Source organism: Streptomyces sp. NPDC059668 (assembly GCF_042734135.1).
Classification (GTDB): Bacteria; Actinomycetota; Actinomycetes; order Streptomycetales; family Streptomycetaceae; genus Streptomyces.
Window position 1 is genome coordinate 35,184 of sequence record NZ_JBHWEL010000061.1, and the last position, 19,797, is coordinate 54,980.

The 19,797-nt window shown below is 71.8% G+C and carries 15 protein-coding genes and 1 pseudogene; 9 read left to right on the forward strand and 7 right to left on the reverse strand.

Annotated features, from left to right (window positions below; translation table 11 throughout):
• Positions 1-320 precede the first annotated feature (320 nt).
• The 3 genes from ACFV2J_RS32200 (at position 321) to nhaA (ending at position 4,735) form a co-directional block, all read left to right on the forward strand.
• Positions 321-782 carry a MarR family winged helix-turn-helix transcriptional regulator gene (locus ACFV2J_RS32200; protein ID WP_385441926.1) on the forward strand — a complete coding sequence of 154 codons (462 nt, stop codon included), beginning with the start codon at positions 321-323 and terminating at the stop codon, positions 780-782.
• 152 nt (positions 783-934) lie between these two features.
• Positions 935-2,605, forward strand: a complete 1,671-nt coding sequence (locus ACFV2J_RS32205; RefSeq protein WP_385089016.1) for an MFS transporter — start codon at positions 935-937, stop codon at positions 2,603-2,605.
• A 216-nt stretch (positions 2,606-2,821) separates the two neighbouring features.
• Entirely contained in the window at positions 2,822-4,735 is a 1,914-nt protein-coding gene (nhaA, locus tag ACFV2J_RS32210; protein WP_385088999.1) for a Na+/H+ antiporter NhaA, read from the forward strand.
• 99 nt (positions 4,736-4,834) lie between these two features.
• Here the strand turns inward: nhaA and ACFV2J_RS32215 are convergent, their stop codons facing one another.
• On the reverse strand, positions 4,835-5,755 hold the full coding sequence (locus tag ACFV2J_RS32215) for an NAD(+)/NADH kinase (RefSeq protein WP_385089001.1): 921 nt from the start codon (positions 5,753-5,755) through the stop codon (positions 4,835-4,837).
• 199 nt (positions 5,756-5,954) lie between these two features.
• The gene (locus ACFV2J_RS32220; RefSeq protein ID WP_385089019.1) at positions 5,955-7,856 is read right to left on the reverse strand and encodes an ABC transporter ATP-binding protein; all 1,902 of its coding nucleotides are present in this window, start codon (positions 7,854-7,856) and stop codon (positions 5,955-5,957) included.
• A 216-nt stretch (positions 7,857-8,072) separates the two neighbouring features.
• On the opposite strand from ACFV2J_RS32220, the gene ACFV2J_RS32225 reads away from it, so the two are divergent.
• The 6 genes from ACFV2J_RS32225 (at position 8,073) to ACFV2J_RS32250 (ending at position 16,364) form a co-directional block, all read left to right on the forward strand.
• A complete protein-coding gene (locus ACFV2J_RS32225; protein WP_385089004.1) occupies positions 8,073-9,059 on the forward strand; it encodes a YbhN family protein in 987 nt (328 codons plus the stop codon).
• A gap of 129 nt (positions 9,060-9,188) precedes the next feature.
• Positions 9,189-9,953 carry a crotonase/enoyl-CoA hydratase family protein gene (locus ACFV2J_RS32230; protein WP_385089007.1) on the forward strand — a complete coding sequence of 255 codons (765 nt, stop codon included), beginning with the start codon at positions 9,189-9,191 and terminating at the stop codon, positions 9,951-9,953.
• Positions 9,954-10,221: 268 nt separating this feature from the next.
• Entirely contained in the window at positions 10,222-11,337 is a 1,116-nt protein-coding gene (locus ACFV2J_RS32235; protein WP_385089010.1) for a mechanosensitive ion channel family protein, read from the forward strand.
• 340 nt (positions 11,338-11,677) lie between these two features.
• Positions 11,678-13,897: an NADP-dependent isocitrate dehydrogenase gene (locus ACFV2J_RS32240; protein WP_385441933.1), complete on the forward strand. Its 2,220-nt coding sequence runs from the start codon at positions 11,678-11,680 to the stop codon at positions 13,895-13,897.
• Positions 13,898-14,176: 279 nt separating this feature from the next.
• Positions 14,177-15,241: a nitrous oxide reductase family maturation protein NosD gene (locus ACFV2J_RS32245; RefSeq protein ID WP_385097887.1), complete on the forward strand. Its 1,065-nt coding sequence runs from the start codon at positions 14,177-14,179 to the stop codon at positions 15,239-15,241.
• A 58-nt stretch (positions 15,242-15,299) separates the two neighbouring features.
• A complete protein-coding gene (locus ACFV2J_RS32250; protein ID WP_385097884.1) occupies positions 15,300-16,364 on the forward strand; it encodes a methyltransferase in 1,065 nt (354 codons plus the stop codon).
• A gap of 109 nt (positions 16,365-16,473) precedes the next feature.
• Here the strand turns inward: ACFV2J_RS32250 and ACFV2J_RS32255 are convergent, their stop codons facing one another.
• From ACFV2J_RS32255 to ACFV2J_RS32275, 5 genes and pseudogenes are all read right to left on the reverse strand, one after another.
• On the reverse strand, positions 16,474-16,806 hold the full coding sequence (locus tag ACFV2J_RS32255) for a TcmI family type II polyketide cyclase (protein WP_153287536.1): 333 nt from the start codon (positions 16,804-16,806) through the stop codon (positions 16,474-16,476).
• A 24-nt stretch (positions 16,807-16,830) separates the two neighbouring features.
• Positions 16,831-17,310: an SRPBCC family protein gene (locus tag ACFV2J_RS32260; RefSeq protein ID WP_385097368.1), complete on the reverse strand. Its 480-nt coding sequence runs from the start codon at positions 17,308-17,310 to the stop codon at positions 16,831-16,833.
• A gap of 1 nt (position 17,311) precedes the next feature.
• Positions 17,312-17,569, reverse strand: coding sequence for a phosphopantetheine-binding protein (locus ACFV2J_RS32265; RefSeq protein WP_153287538.1), 258 nt, complete (start codon positions 17,567-17,569; stop codon positions 17,312-17,314).
• 24 nt (positions 17,570-17,593) lie between these two features.
• Entirely contained in the window at positions 17,594-18,850 is a 1,257-nt protein-coding gene (locus tag ACFV2J_RS32270) for a ketosynthase chain-length factor (RefSeq protein WP_385097365.1), read from the reverse strand.
• A pseudogene (locus tag ACFV2J_RS32275) lies at positions 18,847-19,797 on the reverse strand (beta-ketoacyl-[acyl-carrier-protein] synthase family protein); the annotation flags it as partial. The gene ACFV2J_RS32270 and the pseudogene ACFV2J_RS32275, both read right to left, overlap by 4 nt.

The following is a 19,797-nucleotide window of genomic DNA, read 5'->3' on the forward strand; positions in this document are numbered from 1 at the left end:
CGCGCCGCGCCCGCGCGCGCCCCCCCCCCCGCCCGCGGCCGGCGCGTCCCCCGGGCCCCCCCCCCCCCGCCCGCCCCCCCCCCCCCCCCCGGGGGCGCGGACGGCCGTCGGAACACCGGCCTTCGGCGCCGTGACCAGCGTGGCCCTCGCGGCGCGGGACCAGCCCCCCTGACGGCCCGGGCCCGCTCCCCCGTCCCGCGTTCTCGCAGGCCACAGACTGTTCCCCGCTGCACTGCCCGTCGCCGAGGCCGGAGTGCCGTCATTACTAACATTTGATTGAACAGTCCAGCCTGCTCAACCTAATGTGAATACCTGTGAAGGTGGACACAGAAACAGGTCACGACCAGGCACGGGAACCCGGCGACACCACCCGGCTCGCCTCCGCGCTGCGCCTCGCCGTGGGTCGTACGACCCGGCGGCTGCGCCAGGCCCACGCCGTGGGGGACGTGTCGCTCTCCGGCGTCTCGGTGCTCGCGCGGCTCGCCGCCGACGGGCCCAGCTCGCCGGGGTCCCTCGCCGAACTGGAACGCGTACGGCCGCAGGCGATGGCCAGCACCCTCGCGGCGCTCGGGGAGCGCGGGCTGGTCGGCCGCGCTCCCGACGCCGCGGACGGACGGCGGATCATCGTGGCGATCACCGAGGAGGGGCGGGCCATGCTCGCGGAGCGCCGCTCCGAGTCCGTCCACCGCCTCTCGGCCGTCCTCGACGAGTTCACCGACCAGGAGCGCGAGACCCTCGCCGCCGCACTGCCCCTCCTCGACCGGCTGGCGGAACGACTGTGACCGCCCGTACGCCCGACGGCCGCGGCCCGGACCGGCCGCGCGGAGGCGGCGCGACCACGCCGCGTTCCCCGCGCCGCAAGGACCTGCCCGCCGGCCCCGGCTACAAATGGGTCGCCCTGTCCAACACCACGCTCGGGGTGCTGATCGCCACGATGGACGCCTCCATCGTGATCATCTCGCTGCCCGCGATCTTCCGCGGGATCGGGCTCGACCCGCTGGCACCCGGCAACATCGGCTACCTGCTCTGGATGATCCTTGGTTATCTGCTGGTGTCGGCGGTGCTCGTCGTCGTCCTCGGCCGGCTCGGTGACATGTACGGCCGGGTCAAGATCTACAACCTCGGCTTCCTCGTCTTCGCCTGCGCCTCCGTCGCACTCTCCCTCGACCCGTTCCGGGCCGCCGCCGGCGCGCTGTGGCTGATCCTGTGGCGCGTCGTGCAGGCGTTCGGCGGCTCCATGCTCACCGCCAACTCCGCCGCCATCCTCACCGACGCCTTCCCCGCCCGGCAGCGCGGCATGGCCCTCGGCATCAACCAGATCACCGCGCTCGCCGGCCAGTTCCTCGGCCTCCTCGCCGGCGGACTGCTGGCCGCCGTCGACTGGCGCGCGGTGTTCTGGGTGAGCGTGCCGGTCAGCATCACCGGCACCGTGTGGTCGTACCTGAGCCTGCGGGAGACCTCGGCGGGGCGCCCCGGACGCATCGACTGGCTGGGCAACGTCACCTTCGCCGCGGGCGCCGGAACGCTGCTGGTCGGCATCACCTACGGCATCCAGCCGTACGGCTCGCACGCCACCGGCTGGGGAAACCCCTGGGTGCTCGCCGGCCTGACCGGCGGCGTCGTCCTGCTGCTGCTCTTCTGCTACGTCGAGTCGCGCGTCGCCGACCCCATGTTCACCCTGGCCCTGTTCAGGATCCGGGCCTTCGCGGCGGGCAACCTGGCGGCGCTGCTGACCGCGATCGCACGGGGCGGGCTGCAGTTCATGCTCATCATCTGGCTACAGGGCATCTGGCTGCCCCTGCACGGCTACGCGTTCGAGGACACCCCGTTGTGGGCGGGCGTCTTCATGCTGCCCCTGACCCTCGGCTTCCTGATCGCGGGCCCCCTGTCCGGCTACCTGTCCGACCGGTTCGGCGCCCGCATGTTCTCCACGGCCGGCCTGATCGTCGTCGCGGTCTCCTTCGTCGGGCTGCTCGCCCTGCCCATCGACTTCGACTACGGGACCTTCGCGGCGCTGCTGCTCCTCAACGGACTGGGCCAGGGCATGTTCTCCTCCCCGAACACGTCCTCGATCATGGGCAGTGTGCCGCCCGAGTACCGGGGCGTCGCCTCGGGCATGCGTTCCACGTTCCAGAACTCGGGCACGGCCCTGTCCATCGGCGTGTTCTTCTCCCTGATGGTCTCCGGACTGGCCTCGTCGCTGCCCGCGACGCTCAGCAGCGGGCTCCAGGCACACGGCGTGCCGGCCGGCGCGGCCGAACACGCCGCGTCGCTGCCGCCGGTGAGCACGCTGTTCGCCACCTTCCTCGGCAACAACCCGATCGAACACCTGCTCGCGTCCGGAGGAGCCCTCGCCCATCTCTCCCCGGCCCAGCACGCGGCCCTGACCGGCCACACCTTCTTCCCCCGGCTCGTCTCCGGCCCCTTCCACCACGGGCTCACCATCGTGTTCACCGTGGCCGCGGGCATGGCGCTGGTCTCCGCGCTCGCCTCGGCCCTGCGCGGCGGGCGGCGCCCCACCGAGGACACCCCTCCGCGGGACCGGGGGCCCGTCGCGGCCGGCCCCTCACCGACGGACCTGCGCCGGCACAACACACCCTCGTAGCGGCGGAGGGCAGCGGCGGCCGCCCTGGAGAACACCCGGAAGGAGTCCCCGGGGTGCCCGTGAACACCCGGAAGGAGGCCTCGGGACCTCCGGTGCGGAAGAGGAACCGTGCGCGGGGAGTTACCAGGGGTGCACCATGGAACGTGGTGGGGCCGGGACGGCGCCTTCCCGTGGCTTCACCGGGTGCGGGACGACGTGCCGGGCGAGAATCACGGAGTGACTGTGCCACCTGAGCCACCTGAGAGCGCCCTCCTGTCGGGGCAGACCGAGTGCGGCAAGAGCGCGCACGGTCCTCTGCGGGACTTCCTGCGGACCGAGACCGGCAGCGCCTCCGTGCTGCTCACCGCGGCGCTCCTGGCACTCGCCTGGGCCAACATCGGGCCCGGCTCGTACGCGTCCTTCTGGCACACCGGCCTGTCGATCCGCCTCGGATCGGGCGAGGTGTCCCTGGGCCTGCGCGAGTGGGTGAACAGCGGCCTGATGACGCTGTTCTTCTTCGTCGTGGGCCTGGAGGCGCGCCGCGAGTTCGACATGGGCGAACTACGGGAGCGGCGGCGGGTCACGCTGCCGGTGCTCGCGGGGCTCAGCGGCATGGCGGTGCCCGTCGTGATCTATCTGGCCGTCAACGCGGGCCACGCCTCCGCGCAGGGCTGGGGCACCGCCATGTCCACGGACACGGCCTTCGCGCTGGGCATGCTCGCCCTCTTCGGTACGCGACTGCCCGGCAGTCTGCGGGTCTTCATCCTCAGCGTCTCCGTCGTGGACGACTTCGTGGCCCTGGCCGTCATCGCCTTCGCCTACAGCGGAGCCGTCTCGGTCCCCGCGCTGCTGACGGCGCTGGGCCTGTTCGCCGTCCTCCTGCTGGTGCGGCGCACCCTGGGCATACGGATCCCGGCCCTGTACGCGGTGCTGGGCGTGGCGATCTGGGTGGCGCTCCTGAAGTCGGGGGTGGACCCGGTCGTGACGGGGCTGGCGATGGGCCTGCTGACGTACGCCCGCCCGGCCGAACGCAGCGATCTGGAGCACGCGAGCACCCTGTTCAGGCGCTTCCGGGAGCAGCCGACACCGGAACTGGAGCGCACGGTGCGCCGGGGGCTGGCCTCGACGCTCTCCCCCAACGAGCGTCTCCAGCGGATGTTCCACCCCTGGACCAGCTATGTGATCGTGCCGCTGTTCGCCCTGGCCAACGCCGGTATCACGGTCAGCGGCGACGAGCTGGCGCACGCCTTCACCTCACCGATCACGCTGGGCATCCTCTTCGGCTACGTCCTCGGCAAACCGCTCGGCATCATCGGTGCCGCCCTCCTCACCACCCACGTCAGCCGCGGACGCCTGCGGCCGCCGGCCGGCTGGGGCGCCATCACGGCGGGCGGCACGCTGGCCGGGGTCGGGTTCACCGTCTCCCTGCTCATCGCGACCCTCGCCTTCGACGGGGACGAACTGGGGCAGGCGAAGATCGGGATCCTGGCCGCCGTGGCCGGCTCGTTCCTCCTCACCTGGCTGGTCACCCGGGTGATCGACGCCCTGCCGAAGCGTTCCCGCTCCCGGGCCCTCCTCGGTACGAGCCAGGGCATCGTGGATCTCAGCGACTCCGTCGACGTGCGGCGCGACCATGTGCGCGGTCCCCTGGACGCGCCGGTGACGCTGGTCGAGTACGGGGACTTCGAGTGCCCGTACTGCGGACTGGCCGAGCCCGTGGTGCGCGAGCTGCTCGCCGACTTCGGGGACGTGCGCTACGTGTGGCGGCACCTGCCGCTGCACGACGTGCACCCCAACGCCCAGCTGGCCGCCGAGGCCGCCGAGGCCGCGGCCCTCCAGGACGGCTACTGGGAGATGCACGACCTGCTGCTGGAGCACCAGGGGGACCTGCTGCCCAAGGACCTGCTCCACTACGCCGAGGAGATCGGCCTCGACACCGACCGCTTCCGCGCCGACCTCCGGGCCGGTGCGGGTTCCGCCCACATCGCCGCGGACCTGGAGTCCGCCGACCTCAGCGGCGTCTCGGGCACTCCGACGTTCTTCGTCAACGGCCGCCGGCACCACGGCGCCTACGACATCGCCTCGCTGTCCGCGGCCGTGCGTGCCGCGCGGGAGAGGGCGGCGCTCACCGGCGCGGGCCGGACGGCCTGACCCGGCCGCGCGCCGCCGGTCGCCGGCCCGCCCGTACGAGGACGGGCAGGAGTACGGGGACAAGCAGGGGTACGGGGACGAGGACCGGGTTCCGGTGCGTCACTGTTCCGCGATGTCGGCGTGGAGCGCGAAGTCGACGTGGTCGTCGGGATGGAGGTGGCCCGCTTCGATGCTTCCCCTGATGCCGAGCTTCCGGCGGGCCCGCTGGTAGAACGTGGTGCCGCCGAGGCGCACGACATGAGCCACCGCGGGACAGGCCGACACGGTGATCCGGTCACCCGCGTCGAGGTACTCGACCACTTCGCCGTCGACCTCGACGGCCAACCGCCCGGTCGTGGGCAGCAGTTCGAGCGTGACGTCCTCGTCCGCCGGCAGGACGAGCGCCCGGTCGAACGAGGAGTGCGCGCTGGCCGGTACGACGAGGATGGCCTCCACCCGGGGCGAGAGGATCGGGCCGCCCGCGGCGAAGCTGTACGCCGTCGATCCGGTCGAGGTGGCGACCACGAGCGCGTCGGCGGCGTAACGGATGAACTCGTCCCCCTGGAGACTGATGGAGATGGCGGCCATCCCGTGGCCCGGTACCCGTACGAGGGCGATGTCGTTGAACGCCCGGAAATCGCGCCCGTCCGGCAGCCGGGTCCGTACGGCCATGCGGGCCTCGGTGGTGAAGCGGCCGCTGTCGATGCGGTCCAGCGCCTGTGCCAGGTCGTCGACGTCGATCTCGGCGAGGAAGCCCAGCCGGCCCAGGTTGACGCCGAGCACCGGGGTGGCGGAGCCGGAGAGCAGCCGCATGGCGCGCAGCATGGTTCCGTCACCGCCGAGACTGACGATCAGACCGGACCGGGCCACCAGGTCCTCGGCCGGGACGGGCACGGCGCTGCAGGCGATGCGCCCCACCTCGTCCGGCAGTCCCAGCACCTCGGTCCGGTGCCTACGGGCCCAGTCGACGACGGATTCGATGACCGGCCCCGGATTGCGCCTGGGATGCAGAATCAGGCCGATCGATCCGATCTGACCCATGAGGATTCCCCTTACGTCGGTGCGACGGTCCCGAGTGCTCCATCATTGTCCTGCTGTGCGGCTTTCCTCCCGGTAGGGCACGGAACGCGGCCGGTGTCCGTGCGGAGACCGGTCCGACCACCGACCACCGACCACCGACCACCGACCACCGACCACCGACTGACGGTCGGCGGTCGGACCGGCCGGTACCGGTGGTGCCTCAGTCCATCATCAGCCCGAGGCTCCGCTCCCGTGCGCTTTCCGGCCCGGGCTCGTCGAACTGTGTCCGGTACAGCTCCGCGTACCGCCCCTCCGCCGCCAGCAGCTCCTCGTGGGTGCCCCGCTCCACGATCCGTCCCGCCTCGACGACCAGGATCACGTCGGCGGCTCGCACCGTGGACAGCCGGTGGGCGATCACCAGGGCCGTACGCCCCGCCAGCGCCTCGGCCAGCGCCTCCTGCACGGCCGCCTCCGAGGTGTTGTCCAGGTGGGCGGTGGCCTCGTCGAGGATGACGACGCGCTGGCGGGCGAGCAGCAGCCGGGCGATGGTCATCCGCTGGCGTTCGCCGCCGGAGAGCCGGTAGCCGCGTTCGCCGACCACGGTGTCGAGGCCGTCGGGCAGGGAGCGTACGAGCTCCTCCAGACGGGCGCGGCCCAGTACGTCCCACAGTTCCTGTTCCGTTGCCGCCGGGCGGGCCAGCAGCAGGTTGTCGCGCACCGAGTCGTGGAAGAGGTGTCCGTCCTGGGTGACCATGCCGAGGGTCCGGCGCATCGACTCGGCGCTCAGGTCGCGGACGTCGACGCCGCCGATGCGGACGGTGCCCCCGTCGGTGTCGTAGAGGCGCGGCAGCAGTTGGGCGATGGTCGACTTGCCCGCCCCGGAGGAGCCGACGAGCGCGACGGTCTGGCCGGGCTCGGCGCGGAAGGAGACGCCGCGCAGGACCTCGGCGCCGGCGCGGGTGTCGAGGGCGGCGACCTCCTCCAGGGAGGCGAGGGAGACCTTGTCCGCGGCCGGGTAGGCGAACCGGACGTCGTCGAACTCCACGGACGCCGGGCCCTCCGGGACCTCCCGGGCGTCCGGCTTCTCCTCGATGAGCGGCTTGAGGTCGAGCACCTCGAAGACGCGTTCGAAGCTGACCAGGGCGCTCATGACCTCGACGCGCGCCCCGGCGAGCGAGGTGAGGGGCGCGTACAGGCGGGTCAGCAGCAGCGCCAGCGAGACGACGGCGCCCGGTTCCAGGGTGCCGCGCAGCGCGTACCAGCCGCCGAGCCCGTACACGAGCGCCAGTGCCAGGGCGGAGACCAGCGTCAGCGCCGTGATGAACGCGGACTGCGCCATCGCCGTGCGCACCCCGATGTCCCGTACCCGCGCGGCCCGCGCCGCGAACTCGGCGGACTCGTCCTCGGGCCGCCCGAAGAGCTTGACGAGGGTGGCGCCCGGGGCGGAGAACCGCTCGGTCATCCGGGTGCCCATGGCCGCGTTCAGCTGCGCCGCCTCACGTTGCATCCGGGCCATCCGGCTGCCCATGCGCCGCGCGGGCACCACGAAGACCGGCAGCAGCACCAGGGAGAGCAGCGTGATCTGCCAGGACAGGGTCAGCATGACGGCCAGGGTGAGCAGCAGGGTGACGACGTTGCCGACCACGCCGGAGAGGGTGTTGCTGAAGGCGCGCTGGGCGCCGATCACGTCGTTGTTGAGTCGACTGACGAGCGCGCCCGTACGGGTACGTGTGAAGAACGCGACCGGCATGCGCTGTACATGATCGAACACAGCCGCCCGCAGATCCAGGATGAGCCCCTCCCCGAGCGTCGCCGAAAGCCAGCGGCTGAGAATCCCCAGCCCCGCCTCGGCGAACGCGATGATCGCGATGAGCACGGCAAGGCGGACGACGGTGCCCTCGTCGCCGCGGGACACGATGGCGTCCACGACGCGCCCCGCGAGCACCGGCGTCGCAACGGCCAGCAGCGCGGTGATCACGCTGAGCACGACGAACTGGCCGATACGGCGGCGGTGCGGGCGGGCGAAGGCCGCGATGCGGCGCAGCGTCGCGCGGGCGAAGGGGCGGCGCTCCTGCTGCGCGTTCATGACGCTGTGCAGCTGTGTCCAGGCTGTGGTCTCCATGCTCATGGAAGTGACCGTAGGACCTCAAGCTTCGTTGAGGTCAATGTCTTGCGGAAGAAGTCCACGCGCACGAAGGAACGACCCGGGGAATTCATGACGGCATCCGTGACCGAATCCACGACGACACCGGCTCCTCCCGCACCTTGCCCGGCGTGTCAGCCCCCGGACCAGCGCCCGCAACCTCCCGTTGGTGCGGCGTGGAGAACCTCTCCGGATGTGACAGCGGTCCGTTTTCCCCAGACGCCCCCGCGAGGCCCCCTCAAGGAACTCTCCCGGCGCCTCCCCCTCCGGTCGGTCCTGTGCCTGATCCCGCTCGCCCTCGTGCTGGTGGTCGGCGTGCGCCATCGCTCCGTGCTCCTGGAGGGTTTCGGCCATCTGCGCTCGGCCGAGTGGCCGTGGCTGCTGGCGGCGGTCGCCGCGACCTGTCTGACCTGGGTCGCCGCGGCCGTCACCCGGCAGGGCGCGGTCGTGGAGCGGCTGCCCGTACGCCGGCTGCTCGCCACCCAGTTCGCGGCGGGTGCCGCCAACCACCTGCTGCCGACGGGGCTGGGTGCCAGCGCGGTCAATCTGCGTTTCATGACGGTCTGCGGCGTTCCGCTCGCCCGCTCCTCCGCGGCGCTCGCGCTGTACATGCTGGCCGAGTCGATCGCCCGACTCGCCCTGCTGGCCGGCCTGCTCGTCGCGTTCCCCGGGGCACTGCGGCTCGGCGGCCTCCTCCCGGACGGGGCGATGGGCCCTCTGCTGCTCGGCGCGGGCGTGCTGCTGTGCGTCGCGGTGACGGTGCTGCTCCTCGTGCGGCGGCTGCGGGCGGCGGTGCTGTCGTTCCTGCGCACCGCGCTCGGCGAGGCGCGCTCGGTGCACTCCCGCCCGGCGCGCGCCTGCGCCCTGTGGGGCGGTTCGCTCGCCTTCCCGCTGCTCCAGGCCGCGGGACTGACCGCGGTGGGACAGGCGATGGACCTGCCGGTGCCGCCCCTGCACATGGCGCTCGCGTACCTGGCGGCGACGGCCGCGGTGGCGATGGTGCCGACCCCGGGCGGGATCGGCTCGGTGGAGGCCGCGCTCGTCGTGGCGCTGGTGGCGGCGGGCGGTCCGGTGGCGGTGGCCACGGCGGTGGTCCTGGCGTTCCGGATCATCACGGTGTGGCTGCCGCTGCTGCCCGGGGCGCTGACCCTGGGGGCACTGGTGCGCCTGAAGGTGATCTGAACGGGCCCCGCCCGGCGGCGGGTCCGCGCGATGAGGGACCCCGACGGCAGCGGGGCCAGCGGGGCGGCGGACCCCGGACGGCACGGAGTAGCCTCGGACGTACGTCAGCCGGGAGAAGGGGGCAGCAGGATGCCGGTCCGGACCGAACGCCAGGGTCACGTCACCACGGTCGTCCTCTCCCGCCCCGCCGCCCGTAATGCGGTGGACGGCCCGACGGCCGTCGAACTCGCCGACGCCTTCCGCGAGTTCGAGGCAGACGACACGGCCCGGGTGGCGGTGCTCTGGGGTGAGGGCGGCACGTTCTGCGCGGGCGCGGACCTCAAGGCGATCGGCACCGGGCACGGCAACCGGGTCGCCGAGGACGGTGACGGGCCGATGGGCCCGACCCGGCTGCGGCTGTCCAAGCCGGTCATCGCGGCGGTCGCGGGGCATGCCGTGGCCGGCGGTCTGGAACTGGCGCTCTGGTGCGATCTGCGGGTCGCGGAGGAGGACGCGGTCTTCGGGGTGTTCTGCCGCCGCTGGGGCGTCCCGCTCATCGACGGCGGCACCGTGCGCCTGCCCCGCCTCATCGGCACCAGCCGCGCGATGGACATGATCCTCACCGGCCGCCCGGTCCCCGCCTCCGAGGCGTACGGGATGGGGCTCGCCAACCGCCTGGTACCGCACGGCCGGGCCCGTGCCGCGGCCGAGGAACTCGCCGCCGAAATCGCCGACTTCCCCCAGTCCTGCCTGCGCAGCGACCGTGCCTCGGTCCTCGACCAGGAGGGCCTGGTCGAGCACACCGCGATGCGCGGTGAACTCCGCCACGGCATGGGCGTGTTGGCGGACGGCATGGAGGGCGCGGCACGTTTCGCGTCGGGAGCCGGGCGGCACGGTTCGTTCAGCGGGACGTGAGGCGGGCGAAGGGCGTCCGGGACCCGGTTCCGTCAAGAGCCGCCGTGCGCGGGCCTGGTGACGGCCAAACGGCGACGGCGGAGGTACGCGGACCCGGTCACCGGCCTGCCCCCGGGTACGGCAGGATGAGCGGTCGCCCCGGACACCGAACGGCCGTCCGGGCTGATCGTGCGTTCCCGGATTCGAGCAGGTGGCAAGTGACGACACAGCGCATACGGCCCGCGGGCCCTCACCCCGGTCCCGGTCCCGGTTCCCGAGGAGGTCGTCGATGAAGCGTCCGCTCACCCTGGACGACCTGATGATCGCCGGCATAGCGGTGGCCGCGGGACTGCTGGCGGCGTTCCTGCTGCGCATGCTGCTGCGCTGGCTGGGCAGGCACGCCCAGCGCACCCGCTGGAGCGGCGACGACGTCATCGTGGACGCGTTGCGCACCCTGGTGCCCTGGGCGGCGATCGCCGGCGGGTTCGCGTCGGCCGCCGCGGTGCTGCCGCTGGCCGCCCCGGTCGGACGTACGGTCAACCGGTCGCTGACCGTGCTGCTCATCCTGGTCACGACGGTCACCGCGGCCCGGCTCATCGCCGGACTCGTCCGGTCGGTCACCCAGTCCCGCTCGGGTGTCGCCGGATCGGCCACCATCTTCGTCAACATCACCCGGGTCGTCGTGCTGGCGATCGGTTTCCTGGTCGTCCTGCAGACCCTGGGGATCTCCATAGCGCCGCTGCTCACAGCCCTGGGTGTGGGTGGTCTCGCCGTCGCCCTGGCCCTCCAGGACACCCTCGCGAACCTCTTCGCGGGCGTGCACATCCTCGCGTCGAAGACGATCCAGCCGGGCGACTACATCCGGCTGAGCAGCGGCGAGGAGGGGTACGTCGTCGACATCAACTGGCGCAACACCACGGTCCGCCAGCTCTCCAACAACCTGGTCATCATCCCGAACGCCCAGCTGTCGGGCACCAACATGACCAACTTCACCCGGCCCGAGCAGCAGATGACGCTGACCGTGCAGGTGGGCGTCGGCTACGACAGCGACCTGGACCACGTCGAGCGCGTCACCAACGAGGTCGTCACCGAGGTGATGACCGGGATCACGGGCGCCGTCCCGGACCACGAGCCCGCCGTCCGCTTCCACACCTTCGGCGACTCCCGCATCGGGCTGACCGTGATCCTCGGCGTGGGCGAGTTCAGCGACCAGTACCGGATCAAGCACGAGTTCATCAAGCGCCTGCACAGGCGCTACCGCGACGAGGGCATCCGCATCCCGTCGCCCGCCCGCACGGTCGCGTTGCAGCCGGGTGGCGCCGAGCTCCTGGAATCGGGCATACCGCACCAGCGGGACGCGGCTCCGCGGGGCCGGAACCGTTCGGACGGGTCGGCCCGGCTCTAGAACGTGCCCGGGCGGCGCGGGCGGCCGGGACCCTCGCCACACTTCCTGCCGGCGGACGCGGCGCCACGGGTGCCGTACGCCGTGGCGCCCGCGGCCCCCTGAAGGCGTCTCCTCCGGGGCGGCCGGGGGTCGCGGGCGCGTCGAGGGGGTCGGGGGCGGCGGACCAGGTGTTCGAGGGGCGGCGGTGACGCATGGCGACGGGGCGGTGACGGGGCGAAACCCCGCCGGGGTCGATCGAACCGTGGTCGGCCTCGGTCGGATGCGGACCCCTGTCGAGCCGGAGTCGCTCACGAGATATCTTGATGTCGAGCAATGTTGCAGACGTGGAGCGGAGCACCCGGTGACTGACTCGACCATCATCTACACGCACACTGACGAGGCCCCGGCCCTGGCGACGTATTCGTTCCTGCCGGTGGTCCAGGCGTACGCCTCGCAGGCGGGTGTCACTGTGGAGACCCGTGACATCTCGCTGGCCGGGCGCATCCTCGCGCTCTTCCCCGAGTTCCTGGAGGAGGGACAGCGCGTCCCCGACGCCCTCGCCGAGCTCGGTGACCTGGCCAAGACGCCCGGGGCCAACATCATCAAGCTGCCGAACGTGTCGGCCTCCATCCCGCAGCTCAAGGCCGCGGTCGCCGAGCTTCAGGCGCAGGGCTACGCGCTGCCGGCCTACCCGGACGACCCGAAGTCGGACGAGGAGCGCGACATCCGCGCCCGTTACGACAAGGTCAAGGGTTCCGCCGTGAACCCGGTGCTGCGCGAGGGCAACTCCGACCGCCGCGCCCCCGCCTCGGTCAAGAACTACGCCAAGACGCACCCGCACCGCATGGGCAAGTGGACGTCCGACTCGAAGACGAACGTCGCCACCATGGGCGTCGACGACTTCCGTTCCACCGAGAAGTCCGCGGTGATCACCGAGGCCGGCGCGCTGAGGATCGAGCTGGTCGGCGACGACGGCTCCACCACGGTGCTGCGCGAGTCCGTACCCGTCCTCGCGGGCGAGGTCGTGGACGCGTCCGTGATGCACGTCGCGCCGCTGCGTGAGTTCCTCACCGCGCAGATCGCCCGCGCCAAGGCCGAGGGCGTCCTGTTCTCGGTGCACCTCAAGGCCACGATGATGAAGGTCTCCGACCCGATCGTCTTCGGTCACGTGGTGCGCGCCTTCTTCCCGAAGACGTTCGCGCGGTACGGCGAGGCGCTCGCCACCGCCGGTCTGACCCCGAACGACGGTCTCGGCGGCATCTACAAGGGCCTGGAGGCCCTGCCCGAGGGCGCCGAGATCAAGGCCTCCTTCGACGCCGAGCTCGCCGAGGGACCCGAGCTCGCGATGGTCGACTCCGACAAGGGCATCACCAACCTGCACGTGCCGTCCGACGTCATCGTCGACGCCTCGATGCCGGCCATGATCCGCACCTCCGGCCACATGTGGGGCCCGGACGGCCAGGAGGCCGACACCCTCGCGGTGCTGCCGGACAGCAGCTACTCCGGCGTCTACCAGGTCGTCATCGACGACTGCCGCGCCAACGGCGCCTTCGACCCGTCCACCATGGGCTCGGTGCCGAACGTCGGCCTGATGGCGCAGAAGGCCGAGGAGTACGGCAGCCACGACAAGACCTTCGAGGTCCCGACCACCGGTACGGTGCGCCTCGTCGACCAGGCCGGGAACGTCGTCCTGGAGCAGACGGTCTCCGCCGGCGACATCTTCCGCGCCTGCCAGACCAAGGACGCCCCGATCAAGGACTGGGTGAAGCTGGCCGTCACCCGCGCCCGCGCCACCGGCGACCCGGCCGTGTTCTGGCTGGACGAGACCCGCGCGCACGACGCCGTGCTCATCGGGAAGGTCCAGCAGTACCTGCCGGAGCACGACACCGAGGGCCTGGACATCCGTGTCCTGTCCCCCGTCGAGGCGACCAAGCTGTCCGTGGAGCGCATCCGCCGCGGCGAGAACACCATCTCGGTCACCGGCAACGTGCTGCGCGACTACCTCACCGACCTCTTCCCGATCCTGGAGCTGGGCACCAGCGCCAAGATGCTGTCGGTCGTCCCGCTGATGGCGGGCGGCGGCCTCTTCGAGACGGGCGCCGGCGGCTCCGCCCCGAAGCACGTCCAGCAGCTGGTCAAGGAGGACTACCTGCGCTGGGACAGCCTGGGCGAGTTCTTCGCGCTCGCGGCCAGCTTCGAGCACCTCGCGACCACCACGGGCAACGCCCGCGCCCAGGTCCTCGCCGACACCCTCGACCGCGCGACGGCGACCTTCCTCAACGAGGACAAGTCGCCGACCCGTCGCGTCGGCGGTATCGACAACCGCGGCAGCCACTTCTACCTGGGCCTCTACTGGGCGCAGGAGCTGGCCGCGCAGACCGACGACGCGGACCTCGCCAAGACGTTCGCGCCGCTCGCCGAGACGCTCACCGCGCAGGAGCGGACGATCGTCGACGAACTGCTCGCCGTCCAGGGCAAGCCCGCCGACATCGGCGGCTACTACCAGCCCGACCCGGCCAAGGCCGCGAAGGTCATGCGTCCGTCCGCCACCTGGAACGAGTCGCTCGCGACCCTCGCCTGACACACCGTCGGGCCACTGCGGGCCACGACGGGTCACGACTGCGCCGCCCCGGCCGGGTTCTCCGGCCGGGGCGGCCGCGTTCCGCCGCTCCGGTGATCCCGGCCGGGGCGGCGGGTGCCGGACCCGGTGTACCGGGCACGGCCCGCCGCCGTCCTGATACCCCCTCAGAGTCCCCGCGCGGCCGACCGACACACCGGCGCACACCCAAGGGGCGACAAGGGCTGTCCACCTGGGCGATCAGCGGTGGCGTGCCGGAACACCCGCTCATAGCTTCGGCCCATGACCAAACGACAGATGGCCTACCTCGCCTGCACCGCGGCCGTCATGGCGTCGGGGCTGGGTGCCGCCCCGTCGGCGGACCACCGCACCGTGCACCGGGTGACACCCGGCGAGTCCATCCAGCAGGCCGTGGACACCGCACGCCCCGGGGACACCGTCCTCGTCCTCCCGGGCACCTATCACGAGAGCGTCCGCATCACCGTGCCGGACCTGACGGTGCGAGGTCTCGGAGCCCGCCGCACCGTCATCGAGCCGGGCCCCGCCCCGGCCGGCGACACCTGCGCCAAGGCCGGCAACGGCATCTGCGTGACCGGGACGGCCGGCAGTCCCCTCACCGGCGTCACCGTGCGCGCGCTGACCCTCAGGGGCTTCGCCAAGCATGGCCTGTGGGCGTCGGGGACCGACCGGCTGACCGTCCGCGAGGTGACCGCCGAGGACAACGGCCAGTGGGGCATCGCCCAGGAGAGGTCCGACCGCGGGGTGTTCCGGTACAATACCGCCAGGGGCAACGGTGACGCCGGCCTGTTCGTCGCCAACACCGTCACCGCCGAGGAGGGCGCCCGGGACACCCGGGGAACGGTGATCAGTGACAACCGTCTGATCGGCAACCGGATCGGCCTCACGGTGCGCCGGCTGCGCAACCTCACCGTCGACCACAACGAGGCGACCGGCAACTGCACCGGGGTGTTCGTCGTGGGCGACGAGAACAAGCCGCGCGCCGGAGCGCTGACCGTGCGCCGGAACTACCTCCACGCCAACAACAGGTTTTGCCCCAAGACCCCCCGGCTGCCCGCCCTGCAGGGCTCGGGCATCGTCCTCACCGGCACCGAGGACTCCCTGGTGACGAGGAACTGGGTCGTGGACAACGTGGGCACCTCCCCCCTGTCGGGCGGCATCGTGCTGTTCAAGAGCTTCGTCGGCGCCGCCAACCGGAACAACGAGATCCGCCACAACCTGGCGCTGCGCAACGGCCCCGCCGACCTGGCCGACCGGGACACCGCCGGCACGGGCAACGTGTTCCGCCACAACATCTGCCGGGTCTCCCAGCCCGCCGGCGCGTGCTGACCGCCCCAGCGCTCCCCCACCCCCCACCCATGGCACGACAGAAGAAGCGAGGCACCAGATGACGACTGCCGAGGCCGAGCAGACCCCGCACCGGACGACCGCCTCCGAACAGGCTCCCCCGCCGCCCATGCGGCTGCGGGAGCTCGTCTTCGGAGCGGCGTGCGCCGCCGCCGTACGCGCCGCCGCCCGCCTGGGCGTGGCGGACGCCCTGGAAGAGACGCCGATGAGCGTCGAGGACCTGGCGGCGGCGGTCAAGACCCAGCCGGGGACTCTGCGCCGGCTGCTGCGTGCCCTGTCCTGCCAGGGCGTCTTCGTGGAGCACCCCGACGGCTCCTTCGCCCACACGGAGATGTCCCGGCTGCTGCGCGAGGACGACCCGCACAGCCTGCGGTACATCGCCCTGTGGTGCACCGAGCCCTGGACGTGGAACGTCTGGCCCAGGCTCGACGAGGCGGTGCGCTCCGGCCGCAACGTCTTCGAGGACGTGTACGAAAGGGAGTTCTTCGAGTACCTCAACGAGGAGGCCCCCGAGTCCGCGTACGTCTTCAACCGGGCCATGACGACGTCCAGCGAGCAGTCGGCACGGGACGTCGCGGCCCTGCTCGACCTCGGCGGGGTGGCCTCGGTCGCCGACATCGGAGGCGGTCAGGGGCAGGTCGTGGCCAGTCTGCTGGAGAAGCACCCCGGGATGCACGGCACCCTGCTCGACCTGCCGGGCGTGGTGGAGAACGCCGACGCGCGCCTGCGTGACGGCGGTGCGCTGGCCGACCGGGTGCGCATCGTGGCCGGCGACTGCCGCGAGGACATCCCGGTACAGGCGGACGTGTACATCATCAAGAACATCCTGGAGTGGGACGACGACAGCACCCGCCGGGCGCTGGCGAACGTCCGCAAGGCGGCGCGGCCCGGTGCCCGCGTCGTCGTCATCGAGAACCTCGTGGACGACACCCCGTCGATGAGGTTCACGACCTCCATGGACCTGCTGCTGCTCCTCAACGTCGGCGGAGCGAAGCACACCCGGCAGAGCATGGTCGACCGGCTGACGGCCGCGGGCCTGGTCATCGGCGACGTCCGTCCGGTCAACGCGTATCTCCACGCGTTCGAGTGCACCGTCCCGGCCTGACCCGCCACGACGTCCCGGTCCGGCCCCGTACGGTCCGGCCCCGCAAACCCGAGGCCGCCGGCTCCGCGAACGCGGATCCGGCGGCCTCGGGTTGTGTCCCGGCGCCCGGTCAGGAGGCGGCGGCGCGCTCCCAGCGGTAGAAGCAGCGCGCCATGGCGTCCTTGGGGCTGCGCCACGTCTGCGGGTCGTACGCGCTGACGTACGCCGACAGCTCCTCGCTGACGCTGCGGAACTCCGGGTGCCCGACCACCTTCGCGATGGCGGGCGCGGGGTCCTTGTCGGATTCGATGAGGTGCATGTACACATCACCGAACTGGAACAGGCTGCGCCGGTTGACACCGATCAGGTGCGGCAGTTCACCGCGGTCGGAGGCGGCGAACACGTCGGCGATCGCGGGTGCCGAGTCGGGCGCCATCCGGGCGACGATCAGGGCGTGATGCATCGGGGATCCTTCCTCGGTCGGTGATCAGCCCGGTACGGCGGGCGCGTTGCGGCGGTCGCGGGCGACCTGCTCGATGCGGTCCCGGATCAGGGCCATCTGGACGCGGGAGTTGCGGTTGATGTTGTCCGTCATCCAGGCGTCGTCGACCGGGGCCTCGGGCTTCATCGCGAAGTCCTGCACCCAGTGCATGTGGGTGCCGCCCGGGGTCTCCTTGTACTCCCACCGGATGTCCATGTGGGCGAAGGGGCCGGTCTCGACGCGGCGGGCCCGTACGGTCCGCGCGGCGCGGTCCACGGTCCGCTCCGAGACCCAGCTCCAGACCTTCCCGTTCTCGTCCGGGTGCATCGTCAGGCGGAAGCTCGTGGTGTCGCCGTCACGGGAGAGCACCTCCAGGGACGCGTACTCGCTGAACAGCTGCGGCCAGTTCTCGATGTCGTTGGTCATGTCCCAGACCAGGTCGAGAGGAGCGTCGATGGTGATGCTGTTCTCGGTGTGTCCTGCCACTTCAGGCTCCAGTCTTGAGGGTGCTGTTGACGAGGTCGAGGAACTCGCGGGGCGTCTTGCAGCGCTCCGCGTCGGGCGGCAGCGGCTTGCTGTACCGGTTCTCCAGCTCGCCGACGATGCCGAGCAGGCCCAGCGAGTCGAGGCCGAGGGTGCCGAACGGGGAGTCCGACGCGTGGTGCAGCTGCTGGGGGTCGACGGTGACCCCGGCGGCCTTCTTCATCAGCTTGGCCAGTTCGTCTACGGTCACTTCGATGATCATCTGTGTTCTCCTTCCCGCCCGGTCCTATCGGGCGGAGTCGCCGCCGCGGCGCACGACCAGCGCCGCGTTGGATCCCATGAGTCCCCTGCTGAGGATCAGGGCCGTGTTCAGCTCGGCGGGGCGAGCGCTGGACATCACCAGGTCGAGGTCGTGGCAGATGTCGAACACGTTGGGGGTGGGGGGCACCAGCCCGTTCTCCATGGCGAGCACCGCGGCCGCGGTGTCCAGCACGGGTGCCGCGCAGTAGGCCCGCCCGATCCCGGTCTTGGGTGCCGTGACGGGCACCCGGGTGCCGTGCGCCCCCAGGGCGTCGGCGATGGCCAGGGCTTCGGCGCGGTCCGCCTCGGGTACGCCCAGGGCGTCGGCGAACACGACGTCGATCTCCTGCGGGGCGCAGCCCGCCTCGTCGAGGGCGACCCGGATGGCCTGGGCGAGTCCCTCCCGGGACTGCTCCCAGCGGGAGGCCCCGGTGAAGGTGGCGCCGTGCCCGGCCACGGTGGCCCGGATCGCGGCACCCCGGTCCCGGGCGCGTGCCTCCTCCTCCACGACGAGCATCGCGCCGCCCTCAGCGGGTGCGAACCCGCAGGCCCCCTCGGTGAAGGGCCGGTAGGCGCGATCGGGGTCCTCGACGGTGCTGATCTCGGGGTAGCCGAGCTGGCAGACCATCGAGTACGGGGCGAGGGGCGCCTCGGCGGACCCGGCCAGGACCGATCCGGTGCCGCGCCGTACCCCGCGGGCGGCGTGCGCGATGGCGTCCAGGCCACCCGCCTCGTCGCTCGCGACCACTCCGCAGGGCCCCTTGAAGCCGCCCCGGATGGAGATCTGGCCGGTGCTGGCGGCGTAGAACCAGGCGATGGACTGGTACGGGCCGACGTACCGGGATCCCTGGCCCCACAGTTTCTGGAGTTCGCGCTGGCCGAACTCCCCGCCTCCGGAGCCCGCCGCGGTGACCACGCCGATGTTGTACGGCTCCGCCGGGTCCCCGTGGCCGAGGCCGGCGTCGTCCAGGGCGAGGACGGTCGCGGCCATGGCGAAGTGACTGAAGCGGTCGGTCTGGACGAGGAAGCGCTCCTCGATGAGGGACGCGGCGTCGAAGGAACGGACCTCGCCAGCGACGCGGAGCGGCAGGTGCTCGCATCCCTCGCGGGTGATCCGGTCCAGGACGCCGAGCCCCTCACTGACGGACTTCCAGTAGGCGTCGGCCCGCAGTCCGTTGGGCGCGATCACACCGATTCCGGTGATGGCCGCGCGCCGGGGGCGCTGAGTGCGCTGACTGGTCATCGGTTCCTCCCACCCGGCCCGGTCAGGAGCACCGCGGACTGGAAACCGCCGAATCCGCTGCCCACGGAGAGCACGTTGTTCAGCTTCCGGGGGCGTGCGGTGCGCGGAACGTAGTCCAGGTCGCACTCGGGGTCGGGGGTTTCGTAGTTCGCGGTGGGCGGCACGACCTGGTGTTTCAGGGCGAGGACGCAGGCGACGACCTCGATCGCGCCGATCGCGCCCAGCGAGTGCCCCACCATGGACTTGATGGAGCTCATGGGCGTCTCGTACGCGTGGGCGCCCAGCGACCGCTTGACCGCGGCGGTCTCGTGACGGTCGTTCTGCCGGGTGCCCGAGCCGTGGGCGTTGACGTAGTCGATCAGTGTCGGATCGAGTCGCGCCTGGTCGAGCGTGGTGTCGATCGCACGGGCCATCTCGCGGCCCTCACTGGTCAGACCGGTCATGTGGTAGGCGTTGCCGTAGGTGGCGTAGCCGCCGATCTCGCAGTAGATGTGCGCGCCGCGGGCCCGGGCGTGCTCGTACTCCTCCAGGACGAGTACCGCCGCGCCCTCGCCCATGACGAAGCCGTTGCGGTTGGCGTCGAAAGGCCGGGAGGCGTGTTCCGGGTCGTCGTTGTCGGGCGACGTCGCCTTGATGGCGTCGAAGCAGGCCATGGTGATCGGGGATATGGGAGAGTCGGACGCCCCGGCGATGCAGACGTCGGCCCGGCCCTCCTCGATCGTGTGGAAGGCGTAGCCGACCGCGTCGAGTCCGGAGGTGCAGCCCGTGGAGACGGTCTGCACCGGACCCTGCGCGCCGAACTGCTCGGCGACCACCGAGGCGAGCGTGCTGGGCGAGAACGCCAAGTGCAGTTGCGGATCGGCCGCGCGCTGGTGCAACTACCAACCCCCGCCCCCCGCACAGACCTTGACGTATTCGTGTTACAGGCGGGGGGTACAGCCGACGGC